This is a genomic window from Kitasatospora albolonga (genome assembly GCF_039535905.1).
Classification (GTDB): Bacteria; Actinomycetota; Actinomycetes; order Streptomycetales; family Streptomycetaceae; genus Kitasatospora; species Kitasatospora albolonga.
Genome location: NZ_BAAAYB010000098.1, coordinates 21,388 through 39,600, shown reverse-complemented (window position 1 = coordinate 39,600; position 18,213 = coordinate 21,388). Strand labels below are relative to the sequence as shown.

Sequence of the window (18,213 nt, the reverse complement as noted above, 5' to 3'; positions counted from 1 at the left end):
CCGTTCCGGGCTCCGGCCCGGGGCGGTTCCCGCTCCGTTCGGGGGCTCAGTCCAGGGTGGTCTCCACGACGCGGATGCGGTCGCGCCAGACGGTGACGTCGGTGGCGCCCCGGCCGCCGCCGAAGGACTCGGCCAGGGCGCGGTCGAAGGCGCCGGACTCCAGGGCGTCGGCCAGCCGTTTGGCGCGGCCGAACCGCTCCTCGTCCGGCCCCTGGTACGGCAGCCGGCGCCACCGCAGCGAGGTGGCGCCGGGCCCGTAGCGGTGGCCGCCGAGGCTGGGGTGGGGGAGGTCGAGGGAGAGCGCGTAGAGGTCCTGTTCGGCGTGGTCGGTGGTGGTGCGGAACCACGGCGGCCCGATCCGCAGCCCGGCGGTCCGCCCGTGCTCGTCCGGCACCGGACCGGACTGCGACCAGCCGAACGCCGCGATCACCGGGTCCCGCTGCACCGCTTCGAACAGCGGCCGCAGCGCCGAGAGCGGCCGTTGGGGCACCCGGGTGGCGACGGGGCGGCGGCTGCGGTGGATCGGGACTCCGAAGAACTGGGTCGGCGTGGACACGGTGCCTCCTGCTGCTGCTCTGTGCTGCTGGGCTCTCTGCCGCTGGGCTCGCTGTACTGAGGGGGTCGCGGTACCGCTGGGCTGCGGACAGGACCTTACCTAGATGCGTTCGCGAACGCGAACACGTATTCGAATTATTTCGAACGGTGCCGCTCGGAGCGAAACGGGCTGGTGGGAGGGGTGGGGGAAGTGGCAGCATCGGCCGGTTGGCGCTGTTAGCCTCGGTCGCGAACGCGGCTGTTCGCGCGCCGACCGACCGGGGGCGACGGTCCGGGTCGATGTCCGCGCCCCAGAGCGGGGCCGGTGGCCGCGAGGGAGAGAGCACGAGATGCCTGGGACGACGGCCGGCGGCGCCGACGATGCGCTCTCGGTGCTGGTCCGCGAGGCGCTCGACCGCCCGGGGATGACCTTCCGCCGGCTCACCGAGGCCACCGTCGATCCGGCCACCGGCTACCGCCCCGGCACCACCTGGCTGCACAAGCTGGTGCGCAACGAGGTGGTCCGCGCCCCCGAGCCCCAGGTCCTGCGCGCCCTCGCCACCGGCCTCGGCCTGCCGCTGGCCCGGGTCCAGCGCGCCGCCGCCGCCCAGTACCTCGACTACGTCACCACCGAGCTCACCGGCCTGCCGGCCGACGCCCGCGCCATCGTGGCCCACCTCGTCGAGCTCGACCCCGCCGACCTGCCCAAGGTCCGCGCGGTGGTGGAGGACTTCGTGGCCCGCCGTTCGAACCCGGAAGGCCCCGCCGGAGGCTGATCCGGGCGGCTCTCCGGCGCTGTCCCCGCCCTCGCCACGGCCCGTCTGTCAGACCCGTGCGGTATTGCGGTTCCGCGCGCTTCTCGCCAGCCCCCATAATCGGGTGTACGTTCGATTCCGCCTCGGTCGAACGCGTCCACCGCCACCGGGAAGGGGGGCAGATGAACAGGGTCAGCTGGTACCACGCCGAGCTCGACGACGGCGCTCCCCTCGTCCTGCTCACCTTCCCCGACGAGTCCGTCCTCATCGGCGATCCGCGCACCCTGCCCCCCAACCTCCTCCCCGCCCTCGCCGCCACCCTCGCCACCGGCCCCCTCGTCCCGGCCCGCCTGCACGCCCTGCTGGCCGACGCGCTCCGGGGCGAGGGTCCCGCGGCCGAGGGGTCGATGTCCCTCCCCGCGGGCGAGCTCCGCTGAGCGGCCGGCTCCGCTGGCCGATCTCGCTGGTCGGCTCCGCCGGTCGGCCGGGTCGGGTGACGTCGGGTCAGTTCCCGGGGATCTCCGCATGGGCGCGGGCGAGCAGCAGGTAGCCCTCGCCGTTGGCCTTGATGCCGGCCTTCTCCTCCTCCGTCAGCGCGCGCTTCACCTTGGCGGGCACCCCGGCCACCAGCGAGCCGGGCGGCACCTGCATGCCCTGCGGCACCACGGCCCCGGCGGCGATCAGCGAACCGGTGCCGATGCGGGCCCCGTTGAGGACGGTGGAGTTCATCCCGACCAGGACGTCGTCCTCCACCACGCAGCCGTGCAGCACCGCGTTGTGGCCGACCGAGATCCGCGCCCCGAGCACCGCCGGGAAGCCCGGATCGGCGTGCACGGTGCAGTTGTCCTGGATGTTGGTGTCGGGGCCGACGGTGATGGTCTCCGCGTCCCCGCGCAGCACCGCCCCGTACCAGACGCTCGCCCCGGCCCCCACCGTCACGGCGCCCACCACCACCGCGTTCGGCGCCACGTACGCCCCCGGGTCCACCTGCGGTTCGAGCCCGCCGACCCCGGTGATCAGTGCCTCCGCCATGCCCGTACCCCTCTTCCTCTTCTTCTCGCGCTCGTCCTTGCTCCGCCGCGGCCCGCCCAGCCCCGGCCCTGAGTCCGGCGCCTCGGCGGGTGCCGGCGCCTCGGCGGGTGCCGGCGCCAGCCTAGGCCCGCCGCCTAACTCCCGGCCCGGTAGGCCCGGAGGAAGGCGGCGACACCGCCGGTGACCAGGCGGTCGATCCGCTCGGGCGGCAGGGGCAGGACGCCGTAGTGGGAGAGGTGGACGATCGGCTGCGAGCCGAGCGCCATGAAGTGGGTGGCGGCCAACTCCGGGTCGCCGTGCAGGTCGAGCAGGCCCGCCGAGGCCAGCCCGCCGAGGGCCTCGGCCAGTGCGCGGGCGACCGGCGCCGGTCCGGCCTCCTGCCAGGTGGCCAGCACCTCCGCCGGCACGTGGCCGGCCTCGGCGTGGATGTGCCGCACCAGGGCGAAGTGGTCCGGGTAGGCGGCCATCAGCTCGACGAAGGCCCGGGCCACGGCCGTCAGGTCGCGCTCCAGGTCCTCGGGGTGGGGCGGCCTCGCAGGGTCCAACATCGCTGCCAGGAGCCCCAGTTGGGCGTCCTTGACCTGGCCTGCGGTCCACCGGATGACGGCCTCGAAGAGCTGGGCCTTGCCGCCGGGGAAGTGGTTGTAGAGCGTCCGGGTGGAGACCGCTGCGGCAGCCGCGAGCGTGTCCACCGAGGCCCGCGCGTAGCCCTCGCGGCCGAACACGCCGCAGGCCGCGCTCGCCATCGCCATCTGCTTCTCCAGCCGGCGTGGCGGCACCGTCTCCCGCGCCTGCGCCACCCAGGCGTCGTTGCTGCTGCCCGTCATGCCCGTCCCTCCCCCTGCCTCTCCTACCGCCGACCTAGGTACAACGACCGTTGTCGTTGTGACAGCGCTCGTTGTACTTTACTCGACGTCGGGCCGCACCGGGCGGTCCGTCAGGGAGGGGAACACCCATGTCCGTCAACGCCGTTCACCCGTCGGCCGCCGTCACTTCCCCCGCGGAGCTGCCGCTGCGCGTCGCCGTGATCGTGGCCAGCGTCCGCGAGGGCCGCCACGGGCCCGCCGTCGCCGACTGGTTCCTGGGCGTGGCCGCGCGTCAGGGCGGCGCGGTGTACGACGTGATCGACCTCGCCGAGGTCAACCTCCCCCTGGCGATGCCGAAGTGGGGGAGCGAGCCGTCCCCCGAGGTCGCCGCCGCGCTGGCCGACGTCACGCCCCGCCTGACCGCCGCCGACGCCTTCGTGATCGTCACGCCCGAGTACAACCACAGCTTCCCGGCCGCCCTGAAGAACCTGCTCGACTGGCACATGAGCCCCTGGCACGCCAAGCCGGTCGGCTTCGTCTCCTACGGCGGCCTCGGCGGCGGACTGCGCGCCGTCGAACAACTCCGGCTGGTCTTCGCCGAGTTGCACGCCACCACGGTCCGCGACACGGTCAGCCTGCACGGCCCCTGGTCCGGCCTCGGCCCCGACGGCGCCCCGCGCGACCCTGCCGTCGCCGAGGGAGCGGCCAAGGGCATGCTCGGCCAACTGGCCTGGTGGGGGCGCGCCTTGCGGGCCGCCCGGGCCGCCCACCCCTACCAGGGCTGAGGCGCCGCCGTGTCCACCGCACGCACCACCCCCGCCTCTCCTCCCGCCGCTCCCGCCTCCTCCCCTCCCTTCTCCCCTCCCTCCTCCTCGGTGCTCAACCGCACGCTCCTGGTGGTCATCACCGGCTCGGTCATGTCGGTGCTCGACATCACCATCGTCAACGTCGCCCTGCGCAGCCTCACCACCGCACTCGCCGCCCCGCTGGAGACCGTCCAGTGGACCGCCACCGCCTACACCCTGGCGCTCGCCGCCGTCGTCCCCACCGCCGCCTGGGCGATGGGCCGGATCGGCGCCAAGCGCAGCTACCTGACCGCCCTCGCCCTCTTCACCCTCGGCTCGCTGCTCGCCGCCTGCGCCTGGAGCGCGGGCAGCCTGATCGCTTTCCGTGCCGTCCAGGGCCTCGGCGGAGGTCTGCTGATGCCGGTCGGCATGACGATGGTGATGCGGGCCGCCGACCGCAACCGGCTCGGCCGCGCCATGGCCCTCTCCGGGCTGCCCGTCCTGATCGGCCCGGTGCTCGGCCCCGTCCTCGGCGGCTGGCTGCTGGACGTCGCGGACTGGCGCTGGATCTTCCTGGTCAACCTGCCGGTCGGCGCCCTGGCCCTGACCCTCGCCGCCCTCCTCCTCCGCCCCGACGCACCCGCCTCCGCCGCTTCCTCGGAGGTCGCGCCCCGCCTCGACCTCCCGGGCCTGCTCACCCTCCCGCCCGGCCTGGCCCTCCTCCTCTACGGCCTCACCCTCGGCGGCGAACGCGGCGACCTCACCACCCCCGGCGCCGCCCTCCCGGCCCTCGCCGGAGCCGTCCTGATCGCCGCCTTCGTCCGCCACGCCCTGACCACCCGTCAGCCCCTCCTCGACCTCCGGCTGCTCCGCGACCGCACCTTCACGGTGTCCGTCATCACCCTGGCCCTCTTCGTCAGCGGCTACTTCGGCTCGATGCTGCTCGGCCCGGTCTACTGGCAGCAGGTCCGCGGCCTCTCCACCACCACCGCAGGCCTGCTCGGCGCCCCCGTCGGCCTCACCGTCGGCCTCGCCATGCAGCTCGCCGCCCGCCGGATCGACCGCACCCCGCCCCGCCGCCTGATCCCGGCCGGCGTCGCCATCGGCGCCCTCGGCATGGCCCTGACCGCCGTCCAGATCGCCGACCCCACCGTCCCCGCCTGGCGGCTGGTCGCCTCCGCCATGCTCATGGGCGCCGGAGCCGGCACCGTCCTGATGCCCACCATGACCACCGCCACCAGGGCCCTCCCCACGGACCGCCTCGCCGCCGCCGGCACCGCCCTCAGCATCAACTCCCAACTCTGGGCCGCCTCCGGCACCGCCCTGATCTCCACCCTCCTCACCACCACCGGCTTCCCCACCGCCTACACCGCCGCCGCCCTCCTCCTCACCCTCGCCCTCGTCCCCGCCCTCCTCCTCCCGGCCCACCGCCCGCCGGAGGGCTGACAGGTCTTCGCACCGCCACCAAAACCCCGTATGTCACACCCGTCCCACACGATTAAAGTGACCATCGACGAGATTCGTCCGTATCCCGACGGCCGCCGTGCCGGCGGGATACGCGCGTGCTCAGGGGGCGTCACACCGACGCCCCGGACAGATCGACCACGGGGGAAAGCACCCATGCGCCACCGCCTGCTCCGCAGCGCGTTCATATCCCTGCTCGCCGCCTCCGCCCTGGCCGGCACGGCACCGATCGCGGCGCACGCCGCCCCGGGCACGCCGGGTGCTCCGGGCACTCCCGGCGCTCCGGCCGCTGCGGGCAAGTCCGGCCCCGCCGACGCGCGGGCCGCCGCAGCCTCCGGCGCGGCAGCCGCCGCGGCAGCTGCGGCGAAGGCCTCCGGCGCGCCCGCCGCCAGGTCGTTCGCCGCCGCCCCGGCCGCAGTCGACCCGGCAGCCTGTGACCTTGCCTACTCCGACCGGCAGACCGTCATCAACATCGGCGAGAAGCTCACCTCGGGCCAGAAGATCACCAGCCCCAGCGGCTCCACCGAGCTGGTCATGCAGCCCGACGGCAACCTGGTGACCTACGCCCTCGGCAACCCCGGCGGCCCGCGCCTCCCGCTCTGGAGCACCGGCACCTACAACAACCCCGGCGCCTACGTCACCATGCAGCAGGACGGCAACTTCGTCGTCTACCGCGCGGGCGGCGGCCCCGAGTCCGGCGGCGCCCTCTGGAGCTCCAACTCCTACGGCACCAAGACCGACCGCACGCCCAAGGCCTACCTGCGCTGGGACGGCGCCCTCATGGTCCTGGGGCGCAAGAACTACAACTGGCAGACCGACTTCTGGAACGGCACCCGCGAGCGCGGCACGCGCCTGTGCGCGGTCCAGGGCGACAACTCCTACAACTACTGGTTCGACGGTGACTGGGCCCAGACCGCCACGGTCTGGATGATCGTGCAGGCCGACCACAACGTCGTCATCTACCGCAAGAGCGACGGCAAGGCCATCTGGTCCAGCGGCACGTACAACGTCCCGTACCCGATCATCGAGCTGGTGATGCAGGCCGACGGCAACCTCCTGCTGCGCGACTGGATGCACCCCGCACAGGTCACCTGGGCGGCCGGCACCTACAACAACCCCGGCGCCTACGCCCTCCTCCAGGACGACGGCAACTTCGTCATCTACAAGTCCGACGGCGGCCCCGGCAAGGGCGGCGCGCTCTGGTCCACCGACACCTGGAACAAGGTCTGACCCCGTGACCCGCTCCTGACGAACGGTCACCCAACAGAAGGGGCCCTGCCGGACACCCCCGGCAGGGCCCCTTCCGCACACCCACCCGCCACGACCCGCCCGCCCCACCGCCACCTGACCAACCGTCACACGGCCACGCTCCCAGGCCAGCCGCGTACGCCCCCGCCGGACCTAGTCCGAGGCCCGGTCACCAAAAACGACAGAGGCCCTGCCGGATTTCTCCGGCAGGGCCTCTGCACTGGGTCGGGGTGGCGGGATTTGAACCCACGGCCTCTTCGTCCCGAACGAAGCGCGCTACCAAGCTGCGCCACACCCCGGTCCTGCTTCGTTGCTCTCCGTCTCCGGTGCAACGAGTAGAACTCTATCGGACGGGCGCCGAGATGCGAAATCCGGTTTCTCGGGGCTGTGAGCTGGGGTGTCAGCGGCGGGTGGTGAGGGTGAGGAGGGTGGCTTCCGGGGGGCAGGCGAAGCGGACGGGGGTGTAGCGGTTGGTGCCGCAGCCGGCAGAGACGTGGAGGTAGGACTGGTGGCCGCCGGCGCGGTGGGCGGAGAGGCCCTTGACGCGGCGGGCGTCGATGTCGCAGTTGGTGACGAGGGCGCCGTAGAAGGGGACGCAGAGCTGGCCGCCGTGGGTGTGGCCCGCGAGGATCAGGGGGTAGCGGTCGGCGGTGAAGGCGTCGAGGACGCGGAGGTAGGGGGCGTGGACGACGGCGAGGGAGAGGTCGGCGTCGGGGGAGGGGCCGCCGGCCACGGCGTTGTAGCGGTCGCGGCGGATGTGGGGGTCGTCGAGGCCGGTGAACTCGACGTCGAGGCCGGCCAGCTTGAGGCGGCCGCGGGTGTTGGTGAGGTCGAGCCAGCCGGCGGCGTCGAAGCCGTCGCGGAGGTCGGTCCACGGGTTGTGGACGGCGCCGGTGATGCCGCGGCGGCCGGTGCCGTCGGGGTTGTTGAGGCCGTGGACGCCGGTGCGGAGGGCCTTGAGGTAGCGGGTGGGGCTCTTCCGGGCGGGGCCGTAGTAGTCGTTGGAGCCGAAGACGTAGACGCCGGGGAAGTCGAGCAGGGGGCCGAGGGCGTCGAGGGTGGCGGGGACGCCGAGCGGGTCGGAGAGGTTGTCGCCGGTGTTGACCACCAGGTCGGGGCGCAGGCCGGCGAGGCTCTGGAGCCAGCGCTGCTTCTTCCGCTGACCGTCGACCATGTGGATGTCGGACACCTGGAGCACCCGGATCGGCCGGGCCCCTGCGGGCAGGACCGGCACCTCGACCCGGCGGAGCCGGAAGGAGCGGACCTCGTAGCCGGCGGAGTAGGCGAGGCAGGCGGCGCCGGTGGCGGCGATTCCGAGCGGGACGGAGTACAGCGGTCGCATCGGTCCATGCTCTCAGACTGCTGATCGCACCGAGAACGTCCCCGGGCTGATCGTCCGTCAGGAGGGCGGACCGGGGACGTCGTGGGGGCAGGGGGAGGAGCTGAGGCGACGGAGGGTCAGGAGCAGCCCGCCGCCGGGTGCGGGCAGGGCGGTTTCGGCGAGGTGGTCGGCGGCCACGGTGGTGCTGGACGGGGTGGGGAACGGGCCGGTGGCGGGGGCGGCGGGGGTGGCGGAGAGGGCCGGGGCGGACGGCCGGGTGGGAAGAATGGGTTTGCCCGGTGGCGGGCGGCGGCGTAGGAATGCTGCATGACTACGCTCAAGCAGCAGCTGCAGGAGGACCTCACGGCTGCGATCAAGGCCCGGGACGAGCTCCGCACGTCCACCATCCGGCTCACCCTCTCCGCCGTCACGGCCGAGGAGAAGGCGGGCAAGACCGAGCGCGAGCTCGACGACGCCGAGGTGCTGAAGGTGATCGCCCGCGAGGCGAAGAAGCGCCGGGAGGCGGCCGAGGCCTTCGACCAGGCCGGCCGTGTGGAGTCGGCCGTGCAGGAGCGGGCCGAGGGTGAGGTGCTGGCGCAGTACCTGCCGAAGCAGCTGAGCGACGAGGAGCTGACCGCGATCGTCGCGGAGGCGGTGGCCGCCAGCGGGGCGACCGGGCCGCAGGGCATGGGCGCGGTGATGAAGCTGGTGAAGCCGAAGGTGGACGGTCTGGCGGAGGGTGGCCGGGTGGCCGCCGCGGTGAAGGCCGCGCTGCAGTAGCAGGGAGCAGGAGTCGGCACGTCGGTCGGCACGTCGGTCGGCACGTCAGCCGTGACGGAGCCCCGACGGCCCGTGCGGAAGCCGGAGAACGCGAGAGAGGGCCACCCCCGATACGGGGGTGGCCCTCTGACGTGGGGTCAGGCGGGGCGGGTCAGCGGTGGCCGCCGTTGCCCCAGCCGCTGCCGTTCCCGTTGCCGCCGTTCCCACCGTTGCCGCCGCCGATGATGCCGGGCGGGAGGGTGAAGTTGCCGCCGATCAGGCCGCCGGCGGCCTGGCTGCCGTCGTTGGACGGCGGGGTGGCGCCGGGGGAGGCGTTCGGGTCGGTCTTGGGCTGCGGGTCGGGGATGTTCACGGTCTGGAAGGAGCCGCGCGGGGTGCCCATCAGCACCTCGTTCATGGCCATCTGCCAGATCGGGCCGGGGCCGGTGGCGCCGTAGACCGAGTCGAAGCGCTTGCCACCGATCTTGATGTTCTTCATCGAGACGTAGGTGGTCGGGCCGCCGAGCCAGACCGCGGTGGCCAGTTCGGGGGTGTAGCCGTTGAACCAGGCCGCGTACCGGTTGTCGGTGGTACCGGTCTTGCCGGCGATCTGGCGGCCGTCGTCGAGGCCGAGGGAGGAGCCGGTGCCCTTCTCGGTCACGCCGAGCAGCAGGGTGTTGATGGCGTCGGCGGTGGTCTCGCTCATCGCCTGGGTGCAGTTCGGCTGCGGGACCGGGAGCTGGGTGCCGGCGTTGTTGACCACCGACTTGACGGCGATCGGGGTGCAGTACTTGCCGCGGGCGGCGAAGGCGGCGTAGACGCCGGCCATCGAGAGCGGGCTGACCTCACGGGCACCGAGCACCATGGCGGGCACCTCGGGGAAGGCCTCGCCGCTGGCCAGCGCCTTGATGCCGAGCTTGTTGGCCATCTGCTTGAAGGCGCACAGCCCGGTCTCCTGGGCCATCTGGATGAAGTAGGTGTTGACCGACTTCGCCATGGCCTCCTTCAGCTGGTACGGGCCGATCTCGCTCTTGCTCTCGTTCTCGATGGTGGAGGGCTTGGTCTTGGAGTTGACCCAGGTGCCGTTGCAGGTGCTCATCGTCGGGTACGGGATCTTGTACTCCGACGGGTACTGCTGGGTCACCGGGGTGCCGTTCTCGATGGCCGCGGCGGCCATGATCGGCTTGAAGGTCGAGCCGGGGGAGAAGCCGTTGCCGCCGCCCATCGCCGCGTCGACGTTGAGGTTGAGCACGGTCTGCTTCTGGTTGCCGTCGAGGCCGTACGGGCGGGTCTGGGCCATCGCCAGGATCTCGCCGGTGCCGGGCTTGACCATGGTCATCGCGGCCGAGACGTCGTCGGTCGGGTAGACCTTGGTGGTCACCGCCTTGTGGGCGGCGGCCTGCTTCTGCGGGTCGATGGTGGTGTAGATCTTCAGGCCGCCCTGGGACCAGAGCTTCTGACGGTCCGTCGCGGTCTTGCCGAAGGCCGGGTCCTGCTTCACCACGTGGCGGACGTAGTCGCAGAAGAAGCCCATGCCGTTCTGCGCGGTGATGCAGCCGTTCAACGGCTCCTTGTACTTGAGGCCCAGTGGGGCGGCGGTGGCCGCCTTGGCCTCCTCGGCGGTGATGTGCTTGTTCTCCAGCAGCTTGCTGATCACCGTGTCGCGGCGGATCTGGGCCGCCTTCGGGTGCAGCACCGGGTCGTACGCCGAGGGGTTCTGCACCAGGCCGGCCAGCATCGCGGCCTCGGGGACGGTGAGGTCCTTGGCGCTCTTGGAGAAGTAGCGCTGGGCCGCCGACTCGATCCCGTAGGCCTGGTGGCCGTAGAAGGTGATGTTCAGGTAGTTGGTGAGGATCTGCTCCTTGCTCAGCTCCTCCTCCAGCTTGACCGCGATCTTCAGTTCCTTGATCTTGCGGCCGAGGCTCTTCTGGGTGGCGAGGAGGAAGGCCTCCTTGTCGTCGCCGGCCTGCTCGACGAAGACGTTCTTCACGTACTGCTGGGTCAGCGTGGACGCGCCCTGGGTCGCCTCGCCGGACTCCGCGTTCTTGCCGATCGCGCGGGCCACGCCCTTGAGGTCGACGGCGCCGTGCTCGTAGAAGCGGGCGTCCTCGATGTCGACCTGGGCCTGCCGCATGATCGGGGCCATCTGCTCCTTGGTGAGGATGGTCCGGTCGCGGTCGAAGACCTTGGCGATCAGGCCGCCGCCGGCGTCGTAGATGTACGAGGCCTGGGAGAGGGTCGGCGTCTTGAAGTCCGTGGGGACGTTGTCGAAGCTCTCGGCGGTGTCCTTCGCGGTCAGGCCGAGCGCGCCGATCGCGGGCAGCGCCATCCCGGCGACCAGCACTCCGGCCAGCACGCTGATGCCCAGGAACTTGAGTCCGAGCCCGGCCTTGTCAAGCGGGGAACCCGCGGGTCGCTGAGGTGCCATGGGGAGAACACTACGTCGCTGATTCCCGTACAAGGGGGCAGGTGTTCGCCTACGCTTGTCACAACACTGCGACAGCTTCGCTCTGTTCATGCTCATCACTCTTGTGAGTGATGAGCTTTGCCCGAATTGACCCGCTTTCAGGTGGTCTACTGGCGGGTCCGCCGGTGACGGTGTGGCAGAGGGTGACGAGAGTGGTCGGACGGGTTCTGACAAGGCCTCCGACCTGCGATCACTCCAACGGGTGAGTGGATGGATACCCATAGTCCGATCGGGTCATTTGAGATTGGGCCCGAAGGGGCTGTTGCGTCCTGGCGTTCTTCCGTAACGTCCTCAACTGGCAGCGGTGAATATGCCGTTGCCGCCGTGGGGGAGCCCCGATTCGGGAGAGGACGGCGCCGGGATGGGCTGGGTGGACGACTGGAGTGCGCAGGCTTCCTGCCGCACGAGTGATCCGGACGAGTTGTTCGTACAGGGGGCGGCGCAGAACCGCGCGAAGGCGGTCTGCAGTGGCTGCCCGGTCAGGACGGAGTGCCTGGCCGACGCCCTGGACAACCGGGTGGAATTCGGTGTCTGGGGAGGTATGACCGAGCGGGAGCGGCGGGCGCTGCTCCGCCGTCGGCCGACGGTGATGTCCTGGCGCAGGCTGTTGGAGACGGCCAGGACGGAGTACGAGGAGTCGCTCGCCACGGGCGTCATCCTCACCGACTACGCCCAGGCGGGCTAGTCGCGGTTCAGGACGATCCGTCGGGCGGATCGGTGTCCGGGTGGGGGAGCCCGGGCGGTGATCGGCCCGTACGGCTGTGTGGGGGTACGCCCGCTGAGTGCCGCGGTGCCGCCGTTCGGCGGCGTGGGTGCTCAACGGGCGTGTCGCACGTGCGGCGCCCAACGGGCGTGTCGCAGGGGCGGGCTGACGGTCAGTCGGTCGCGGTCAGTCGGTCGGCTCGCCGCCCAGTCGCGCGCCGATGGCCCGGAGGCCGTCGAGGTCGTGCACGTCACCGGGCAGGGCCGGTACCTCGACGATCGGCACGTCCGGGTAGACCGAGACGAAGCGGTCCCGGGTGAGCCGCTCGCGGTCCATCACCTGCATCCGCTCGGCGTGCAGCCGGAGCAGTCCGGCGGCCAGCGTCTCGGCCGCCACGTCGTGCTCCGTGCGCGCCTCGCCGGAGCCGTTCTCCTCGAGCGTCTCGGCGGCGGCCAGGGCCCGTTCGGCGGTGAGCTGCGGCGCGCCGGTGCCGTGCACCCGGTTGAGCACCAGTCCGGCCAGCGGCATCTCGTCGGCGGCCAGCCGGTCCACGAAGTACGCGGCCTCGCGCAGGGCGTCCCGCTCGGGGGCGGCGACCACCAGGAAGGCCGTGCCGGGCGCCTTGAGCAGCTGGTAGGTGCGGTCGGCCCGCTCGCGGAAGCCGCCGAACATCGAGTCCATCGCCGAGACGAAGGTCTGCACGTCCGTCAGCAGCTGGGCGCCGAAGACCTTCCCGAGGGTGCTGGTGACCAGGCCCATCCCGACGTTCAGGAACTTCATCGCGCTCCGGCCGCCGACCTTGGCGGGGGCGGTCAGTATCCGGATCAGCTTGCCGTCCAGGAACGAGCCCAGCCGGTTCGGCGCGTCCAGGAAGTCCAGCGCGGAGCGGGACGGCGGGGTGTCCACCACGATCAGGTCCCACTCCTCGGCCGCCCGCAGCTGGCCGAGCTTCTCCATCGCCATGTACTCCTGGGTCCCGGCGAAGCCGGCCGAGAGCGACTGGTAGAAGGGGTTCTCCAGGATGGTCCGGGCCCGCTCCGGGTCGGCGTGGGCGATCACGACCTCGTCGAAGGTCCGCTTCATGTCCAGCATCATGGCCTGGAGTTCGCCGTCCCCCTTGGCGCCCTTGACCACCCGCGGGGTGTTGTCCAGCTCGGTCAGGCCCATCGACTGGGCCAGCCGCCGGGCCGGGTCGATGGTCAGCACCACGACCTTGCGGCCCTGCTCCGCCGCGCGCAGGCCGATCGCCGCGGCGGTGGTGGTCTTGCCGACCCCGCCGGAGCCGCAGCAGACCACGATCCGGGTCGCCCGGTCGCCGATCAGCGCGTCGATGTCCAGCCCGGTCATGCCGCCGTCCCCTTCGCCGTCACCCGTCGTCCGTCCCGTCCGTCCTGTCCGTCCCGTCCGGTCGGCCCGGTCATGCCGCCCCCTGCCGCTTGAGCTCGCCGGCCAGGCGGTACAACCCGCCCAGGTCCACCCCGCCGCCGAGCAGCGGGAGTTCGTAGGTGGGCAGCTTCAACTGCTGCACCGCGGTCCGCTGTTCGCGCTCCAGCTCGACCCGCTCGGCGTGCTCCCGGGCCTGGTCCAGCAGCGGGTCGATCAGCGGCTCCACCGCGGCCCGCACGGTGGCGGCCGACTTGGAGCGGCCGCCCAGCCCGGCCTCGCCGAGGGCCGTCGCGACCTCCTCGCGGTGGTCGCCGTCCACCGCGGCCACCGCCGCCGCGTCCAGCACCGGCGGGCGCACCATGTTCACCAGCACCCCGCCGACCGGCAGCTTGGCCTCGCGCAGTTCGCCGATGCCGTCCACCGTCTCCTGCACCGGCATCTCCTCCAGCAGGGTCACCAGGTGCACGGCCGTCTCGGGCGAGCGCAGCACCCGCATCACCGCCTGGGCCTGCCCGTGGATCGGCCCGAACCTGGCCAGCCCGGCCACCTCGGAGTTGACGTTGAGGAACCTGGTGACCCGTCCGGTCGGCGGCGCGTCCATCACGATCGCGTCGTAGGCCCGCCGGCCGTCCGGCCCCTTCCGGCGGGCGGCCTCGCAGGCCTTGCCGGTGAGCAGCACGTCCCTGACCCCGGGTGCGATGGTGGTGGCGAAGTCGACGAAGCCGACCTTCTGCAGCGCCTTCCCGGCCCGGCCCAGCTTGTAGAACATGTCGAGGTACTCGAGCAGCGCCAGCTCGGTGTCGATCGCCAGCGCGTACAGCTCACCGGCCGGCCCGCGGCCCGGCAGCCCGAGCTTGGCGGGGGAGACGGTGGCCACCTTCCGCTCCTCGTACGGCAGAGCGGCTATCCCGAACAGCTCGGCGATGCCCTGCCGGCCCTCCACCTCGATCAGCAGCGTCCGGCCCCCCTCGGCGGCCAGCGCCAGCGCGAGCGCGGCGGCGACGGTGGTCTTGCCGGTGCCGCCCTTGCCGCTCACCACGTGGAGTCGGACCCCCTCCCAGTCCGGGCCGTGCCGGTCCTGCTGCTCCACGCTCCGCCTCCGTGCCTCTCGGGTGCCGGCGTCAGCCGACGTCAGGAGCTGCCGTTGCCGACGGGCCGCCGAAGACGTGCCGCCGAAGGTGCTCTCCCGCGAGGGTAACCAGCCGCCGCCGCGGATGCCGGGATTCCCGGAGGGGCGACGGAGGTACGGCCGACGTCCGGCGGACCTCCGGTGGACCTCTGGCGGACGCGCGACGGACGGGTGACCCCTGACGGAGAACCGACGGCGGGCGACGGTCCGTGGGTGAAATGGCACTAGAGTCGGGGCCATGACCAAGTGGGAATACGTCACCGTGCCGCTGCTCGTCCACGCCACCAAGCAGATCCTGGACACCTGGGGCCAGGACGGCTGGGAGCTCGTCCAGGTCGTTCCGGGCCCGAACCCGGAGCAGCTGGTGGCCTACCTGAAGCGGGAGAAGATCTGATGGGCAAGGTCGAGGAGAAGCTGGCCGAGCTCGGCCTGACCCTCCCCGAGGTGGTGCCGCCGGTCGCCGCGTACGTCCCGGCGATCCGCTCCGGCGAGTACGTGCTGACGGCCGGTCAGCTGCCGATGGTGGCGGGCAAGCTGCCCAGCACCGGCAAGGTCGGCGCCGAGGTCACCGCCGAGGAGGCCAAGGAGCTGGCGCAGGTCTGCGCGCTCAACGGCCTGGCGGCGATCAAGTCCGTGATCGGTGACCTGGACAAGCTGGAGCAGGTCGTCAAGGTGGTCGGCTTCGTCGCCTCCGCCCCCGACTTCACCGGCCAGCCGGGTGTGATCAACGGCGCCAGCGAGTTCCTCGGCGAGGTGCTCGGCGCGGCGGGCGTGCACGCCCGGTCGGCCGTGGGCGTCGCGGTGCTGCCGCTGGACGCGCCGGTCGAGATCGAGTTCCAGGTCCGGGTCCGGGACTGACGTACCGGTAGTCGTCCTCGAACGGACGGCAGGGCAGCGGCCTCAGGGGCGCGAGGAACTGCGCGGGTCGGAAGGCGGCTCATCTGCAACTGAGGGCACGTCAGCCAGTTGCACGTGCTGCCGTTCCCCTGCGCGCAGTTCCTCGCGCCCCTGGGCCGCTGCCTTCCGGAGCCGCTCCGGACAAGTGACAGGCCCTGCCGGAGGCGCTGCGACGGCCGGTAGCATCCGGCCATGATGTCGATGCCGCCGTCGTGGCCAGCACGGATCCGGGCCCTCGCCGCGGGTGAACTCACCCCGCCGGTCCCCAAGCCCTCCGCCACCGTGGTCCTGCTGCGGGACGGTGAGGACGGCCCGGAGGCCTACCTGCTGCGCCGCCGGACCTCGATGGCCTTCGCCGCCGGGCAGTACGCCTACCCGGGCGGTGGGGTGGACCCGCGCGACGCCGAGGGCGGCTACGGCTGGGCCGGCCCGTCCCCCGCCGAGTGGGCGGAGCGGCTCGGCACGGACGAGCCGACCGCCCGGGCCGTGGTCTGCGCGGCGGTGCGGGAGACCTTCGAGGAGGCCGGGGTGCTGCTCGCCGGTCCGGACGCGGAACGGACCGCCGATCCGCGCGACTGGTCGGAGGAGCGCGCCGCGATCGAGCGGCACGAACTGGCCTTCGCCGACTTCCTCTCCGCCAACGGCCTGGTGCTCCGCTCGGACCTGCTGGCGCCCTGGGCCCGCTGGGTGACGCCGGAGTTCGAGGAGCGCCGCTTCGACACCTGGTTCTTCGTGGCCGCGATGCCGCCCGGGCAGCTGGCGGCCGAGACGGTCGGCGAGGCCGACCGGGTCGCCTGGCTCTCCCCGGCCGAGGTGGTCGAGGGCTACGGCGAGGGCCGCTACCGGATGATGCCGCCCACCGTGACCGTCCAGCGCGAGCTGCTGACGGTCCGTTCGGCGGCCGGGGCGGTGGCCGCCGGGGCCGACCGGAAGGTGGTACCCGTGCTGGGACGCGCGGAGACTTCGGGGGATCGGCTGACAGTTCGCTGGCCGGGGTATGAAGAGCTGACCATCGAAGGTATTTTTCCTCCCGAGTAGCCGTCACGATCTCCCGAAGGGACCGTGGGAGGCCGGACGCCGCTCGCCCGAAATCCCGAGAAGCACCAGCTCACACCCAGGAAGGACGATCCGATGACCCACAACGACGTGGCTCGCCGGTCGGCGCTCACCGACAACACCCTCACCGCGCGTCCGCTGACGCTCCGTTCGCTGGCCGGCCGGGCGGCCGACCGCGTGCCGGAGGAGCCGACCCTGCGGCGCCTGGAGCGGCAGCTGCCCCTGCGCAGCCTGTACCGGGTCAGCGAGGGCGGCCGGTGACCGGTCTCCTCCCGGGTGACCCCGCCGACGGGATCGGCGGCGGGGCCACCCCCCGGGCGTTCTGCGTGCTCGCGCCGAACCCCTCCCCGATGACCCTGGACGGCACCAACACCTGGCTGCTCTCCGAGCCCGGCTCCGACCTCGCGGTCGTGGTGGACCCGGGCCCGCTGGACGAGGGCCACCTGCGCCGGGTCGTCGACACCGCCGAGCAGCAGGGCAAGCGGATCGCGCTGACCCTGCTCACCCACGGGCACCACGACCACGCCGAGGGCGCCGCCCGCTTCGCCGAGCTGACCGGCACCGACGTCCGCGCGCTCGACCCGGCCCACCGGCTGGGCTCCGAGGGGCTGCGCGGCGGCCAGGTGATCGAGGTCGGCGGCCTGGAGGTCCGGGTGGTCGGCACCCCCGGGCACACCGCGGACTCCCTCACCTTCCACCTCCCCGCCGACGGCGCGATCCTGACCGGCGACACCGTGCTGGGCCGGGGCACCACGATGGTCGCCCACCCGGACGGCCGGCTCGGCGACTACCTGGACTCGCTGCGCCGCCTGCACACCATGGCCGCCGAGCGCGGCGTGCGCACCGTGCTGCCGGGCCACGGGCCGGTGCTGGCGGACGCGCTCGGCGCCGTCGACTACTACCTGGCCCACCGGGCCGCCCGGCTGGCCCAGGTGGAGACCGCCGTGGAGGCGGGGTACCGGACGGCCGAGCAGGTGGTGGCCAAGGTGTACGCGGACGTGGACCGCGCGCTCTGGCCGGCCGCCGAACTCTCGGTGCGCGCCCAGCTCGCCTACCTGGAGGACCACGGCCTGATCTGACGGGCCGCCGGACAGCGGAAAGGCCCCCGCGGACCGAAGAGGTCCCGGGGGCCTTCCTGATGTCGCGTCAGCGCGAGCGGCGGGAGAGGCGCTCGACGTCCAGCAGCACCACCGCGCGGGCCTCCAGCTTCAGCCAGCCGCGGCCGGCGAAGTCGGCCAGCGCCTTGTTGACCGTCTCGCGGGAGGCGCCGACCAGCTGGGCCAGCTCCTCCTGGGTGAGGTCGTGGGCGACGTGGATGCCCTCCTCGGACTGCACGCCGAAGCGGCGCGACAGGTCCAGCAGCGCCTTGGCCACCCGGCCGGGCACGTCGGAGAAGACCAGGTCGGACATCACGTCGTTGGTCCGGCGCAGGCGGCGGGCGATGGCCCGCAGCAGCGCGATGGAGACCTCGGGACGGGCGTGCAGCCAGGGCTGGAGGTCGCCGTGGCCGAGGCCGAGCAGCTTCACCTCGGTCAGCGCGCTGGCGGTGGCGGTGCGCGGGCCCGGGTCGAAGAGCGACAGCTCGCCGATCATCTCGCTGGGGCCGAGCACGGCCAGCATGTTCTCCCGGCCGTCCGGCGAGGCGCGGTGCAGCTTCACCTTGCCCTCGGCGACGACGTAGAGGCGGTCGCCCGGGTCGCCCTCGTGGAAGAGCGACTCGCCGCGGGCCAGCGTCACCTCGGTCATGGAGGCACGCAGCTCGCTGGCCTGCTCGTCATCGAGAGCCGCGAACAGCGCGGCACGCCGCAGAACGTCGTCCACGTGCTTCCTCCTGCTGGTGGTGGATGGTGCATCCGGTCATGACTTGCATC

The 18,213-nt window shown here is 72.6% G+C and carries 20 protein-coding genes and 1 tRNA gene; 12 read left to right on the top strand and 9 right to left on the bottom strand.

What is annotated here, in order from left to right; all coding sequences use genetic code 11:
* Positions 1-46: 46 nt before the first annotated feature.
* Complete coding sequence (locus ABD946_RS24335) at positions 47-556, bottom strand: hypothetical protein (protein ID WP_345286988.1); 510 nt, start codon at positions 554-556, stop codon at positions 47-49.
* Positions 557-884: 328 nt separating this feature from the next.
* Here ABD946_RS24335 and ABD946_RS24330 point away from each other — a divergent pair, with 328 nt between their 5' ends.
* Together ABD946_RS24330 and ABD946_RS24325 are read left to right on the top strand one after the other, a co-directional pair.
* Positions 885-1,310, top strand: coding sequence for a hypothetical protein (locus ABD946_RS24330; protein ID WP_345286986.1), 426 nt, complete (start codon positions 885-887; stop codon positions 1,308-1,310).
* A gap of 161 nt (positions 1,311-1,471) precedes the next feature.
* Positions 1,472-1,726 (top strand): hypothetical protein, encoded by a 255-nt coding sequence (locus ABD946_RS24325; RefSeq protein ID WP_345286984.1) that lies wholly within the window; start codon positions 1,472-1,474, stop codon positions 1,724-1,726.
* Between the two features lie 67 nt (positions 1,727-1,793).
* On the opposite strand, the gene ABD946_RS24320 is transcribed toward ABD946_RS24325, so the two are convergent.
* Both ABD946_RS24320 and ABD946_RS24315 read right to left on the bottom strand, forming a co-directional pair.
* Positions 1,794-2,321, bottom strand: coding sequence for a gamma carbonic anhydrase family protein (locus ABD946_RS24320; RefSeq protein WP_345286982.1), 528 nt, complete (start codon positions 2,319-2,321; stop codon positions 1,794-1,796).
* A gap of 134 nt (positions 2,322-2,455) precedes the next feature.
* Complete coding sequence (locus ABD946_RS24315) at positions 2,456-3,148, bottom strand: TetR/AcrR family transcriptional regulator (protein WP_345286980.1); 693 nt, start codon at positions 3,146-3,148, stop codon at positions 2,456-2,458.
* A gap of 128 nt (positions 3,149-3,276) precedes the next feature.
* Between ABD946_RS24315 and ABD946_RS24310 the strand changes: the two genes are divergently transcribed.
* From ABD946_RS24310 to ABD946_RS24300, 3 genes are all read left to right on the top strand, one after another.
* A complete protein-coding gene (locus tag ABD946_RS24310) occupies positions 3,277-3,912 on the top strand; it encodes an NADPH-dependent FMN reductase (RefSeq protein WP_345286978.1) in 636 nt (211 codons plus the stop codon).
* Between the two features lie 9 nt (positions 3,913-3,921).
* Positions 3,922-5,358 carry a DHA2 family efflux MFS transporter permease subunit gene (locus ABD946_RS24305; RefSeq protein ID WP_345286976.1) on the top strand — a complete coding sequence of 479 codons (1,437 nt, stop codon included), beginning with the start codon at positions 3,922-3,924 and terminating at the stop codon, positions 5,356-5,358.
* Between the two features lie 174 nt (positions 5,359-5,532).
* Complete coding sequence (locus ABD946_RS24300; protein WP_345286975.1) at positions 5,533-6,606, top strand: hypothetical protein; 1,074 nt, start codon at positions 5,533-5,535, stop codon at positions 6,604-6,606.
* Between the two features lie 243 nt (positions 6,607-6,849).
* Here the strand turns inward: ABD946_RS24300 and ABD946_RS24295 are convergent.
* Positions 6,850-6,923: transfer RNA gene (locus ABD946_RS24295), tRNA-Pro, on the bottom strand.
* 101 nt (positions 6,924-7,024) lie between these two features.
* The gene (locus ABD946_RS24290; protein ID WP_345286973.1) at positions 7,025-7,966 is read right to left on the bottom strand and encodes a metallophosphoesterase; all 942 of its coding nucleotides are present in this window, start codon (positions 7,964-7,966) and stop codon (positions 7,025-7,027) included.
* A 306-nt stretch (positions 7,967-8,272) separates the two neighbouring features.
* Between ABD946_RS24290 and ABD946_RS24285 the strand changes: the two genes are divergently transcribed.
* Positions 8,273-8,725: a GatB/YqeY domain-containing protein gene (locus ABD946_RS24285; protein WP_345286971.1), complete on the top strand. Its 453-nt coding sequence runs from the start codon at positions 8,273-8,275 to the stop codon at positions 8,723-8,725.
* A 151-nt stretch (positions 8,726-8,876) separates the two neighbouring features.
* Here the strand turns inward: ABD946_RS24285 and ABD946_RS24280 are convergent, their stop codons facing one another.
* Positions 8,877-11,132: a transglycosylase domain-containing protein gene (locus ABD946_RS24280; protein WP_345286969.1), complete on the bottom strand. Its 2,256-nt coding sequence runs from the start codon at positions 11,130-11,132 to the stop codon at positions 8,877-8,879.
* Between the two features lie 400 nt (positions 11,133-11,532).
* On the opposite strand from ABD946_RS24280, the gene ABD946_RS24275 reads away from it, so the two are divergent.
* Complete coding sequence (locus ABD946_RS24275; protein ID WP_345286967.1) at positions 11,533-11,856, top strand: WhiB family transcriptional regulator; 324 nt, start codon at positions 11,533-11,535, stop codon at positions 11,854-11,856.
* 204 nt (positions 11,857-12,060) lie between these two features.
* Here the strand turns inward: ABD946_RS24275 and bagB are convergent, their stop codons facing one another.
* Together bagB and bagA are read right to left on the bottom strand one after the other, a co-directional pair.
* Positions 12,061-13,221 carry an ATPase BagB gene (gene bagB / locus ABD946_RS24270; RefSeq protein WP_345286965.1) on the bottom strand — a complete coding sequence of 387 codons (1,161 nt, stop codon included), beginning with the start codon at positions 13,219-13,221 and terminating at the stop codon, positions 12,061-12,063.
* 70 nt (positions 13,222-13,291) lie between these two features.
* Positions 13,292-14,350: an ATPase BagA gene (gene bagA / locus ABD946_RS24265; protein WP_345286963.1), complete on the bottom strand. Its 1,059-nt coding sequence runs from the start codon at positions 14,348-14,350 to the stop codon at positions 13,292-13,294.
* A 277-nt stretch (positions 14,351-14,627) separates the two neighbouring features.
* Here bagA and sp36 point away from each other — a divergent pair, with 277 nt between their 5' ends.
* The 5 genes from sp36 to ABD946_RS24240 all read left to right on the top strand — a co-directional run bounded on the left by sp36 (position 14,628) and on the right by ABD946_RS24240 (position 17,421).
* Positions 14,628-14,783, top strand: a complete 156-nt coding sequence (sp36, locus tag ABD946_RS24260; RefSeq protein ID WP_345286961.1) for a Sp36 family protein — start codon at positions 14,628-14,630, stop codon at positions 14,781-14,783.
* Positions 14,783-15,247, top strand: a complete 465-nt coding sequence (locus tag ABD946_RS24255) for a RidA family protein (RefSeq protein WP_345286959.1) — start codon at positions 14,783-14,785, stop codon at positions 15,245-15,247. The genes sp36 and ABD946_RS24255 overlap by 1 nt, the downstream gene beginning before the upstream one ends.
* Before the next feature lie 231 nt (positions 15,248-15,478).
* On the top strand, positions 15,479-16,324 hold the full coding sequence (locus ABD946_RS24250; protein ID WP_345286957.1) for an NUDIX hydrolase: 846 nt from the start codon (positions 15,479-15,481) through the stop codon (positions 16,322-16,324).
* 93 nt (positions 16,325-16,417) lie between these two features.
* Positions 16,418-16,603: a hypothetical protein gene (locus ABD946_RS24245; RefSeq protein ID WP_345286955.1), complete on the top strand. Its 186-nt coding sequence runs from the start codon at positions 16,418-16,420 to the stop codon at positions 16,601-16,603.
* Entirely contained in the window at positions 16,600-17,421 is an 822-nt protein-coding gene (locus ABD946_RS24240) for an MBL fold metallo-hydrolase (protein ID WP_345286953.1), read from the top strand. The genes ABD946_RS24245 and ABD946_RS24240 overlap by 4 nt, the downstream gene beginning before the upstream one ends.
* Positions 17,422-17,488: 67 nt before the next feature.
* On the opposite strand, the gene ABD946_RS24235 is transcribed toward ABD946_RS24240, so the two are convergent.
* Complete coding sequence (locus tag ABD946_RS24235) at positions 17,489-18,163, bottom strand: Crp/Fnr family transcriptional regulator (protein WP_345286951.1); 675 nt, start codon at positions 18,161-18,163, stop codon at positions 17,489-17,491.
* Positions 18,164-18,213 lie beyond the last annotated feature (50 nt).

Excerpts from the sequence above, each read along its gene's own strand:
- ABD946_RS24330 (WP_345286986.1), top strand. The coding sequence starts at position 885 with ATGCCTGGGACGACGGCCGGCGGCGCCGACGATGCGCTCTCGGTGCTG.
- ABD946_RS24325 (WP_345286984.1), top strand. The coding sequence starts at position 1,472 with ATGAACAGGGTCAGCTGGTACCACGCCGAGCTCGACGACGGCGCTCCC.
- ABD946_RS24320 (WP_345286982.1), bottom strand. The coding sequence starts at position 2,321 with ATGGCGGAGGCACTGATCACCGGGGTCGGCGGGCTCGAACCGCAGGTG.
- ABD946_RS24315 (WP_345286980.1), bottom strand. The coding sequence starts at position 3,148 with ATGACGGGCAGCAGCAACGACGCCTGGGTGGCGCAGGCGCGGGAGACG.
- ABD946_RS24310 (WP_345286978.1), top strand. The coding sequence starts at position 3,277 with ATGTCCGTCAACGCCGTTCACCCGTCGGCCGCCGTCACTTCCCCCGCG.
- ABD946_RS24300 (WP_345286975.1), top strand. The coding sequence starts at position 5,533 with ATGCGCCACCGCCTGCTCCGCAGCGCGTTCATATCCCTGCTCGCCGCC.
- ABD946_RS24290 (WP_345286973.1), bottom strand. The coding sequence starts at position 7,966 with ATGCGACCGCTGTACTCCGTCCCGCTCGGAATCGCCGCCACCGGCGCC.
- ABD946_RS24285 (WP_345286971.1), top strand. The coding sequence starts at position 8,273 with ATGACTACGCTCAAGCAGCAGCTGCAGGAGGACCTCACGGCTGCGATC.
- ABD946_RS24280 (WP_345286969.1), bottom strand. The coding sequence starts at position 11,132 with ATGGCACCTCAGCGACCCGCGGGTTCCCCGCTTGACAAGGCCGGGCTC.
- ABD946_RS24275 (WP_345286967.1), top strand. The coding sequence starts at position 11,533 with ATGGGCTGGGTGGACGACTGGAGTGCGCAGGCTTCCTGCCGCACGAGT.
- bagB (WP_345286965.1), bottom strand. The coding sequence starts at position 13,221 with ATGACCGGGCTGGACATCGACGCGCTGATCGGCGACCGGGCGACCCGG.
- sp36 (WP_345286961.1), top strand. The coding sequence starts at position 14,628 with ATGACCAAGTGGGAATACGTCACCGTGCCGCTGCTCGTCCACGCCACC.
- ABD946_RS24255 (WP_345286959.1), top strand. The coding sequence starts at position 14,783 with ATGGGCAAGGTCGAGGAGAAGCTGGCCGAGCTCGGCCTGACCCTCCCC.
- ABD946_RS24250 (WP_345286957.1), top strand. The coding sequence starts at position 15,479 with ATGATGTCGATGCCGCCGTCGTGGCCAGCACGGATCCGGGCCCTCGCC.
- ABD946_RS24245 (WP_345286955.1), top strand. The coding sequence starts at position 16,418 with ATGACCCACAACGACGTGGCTCGCCGGTCGGCGCTCACCGACAACACC.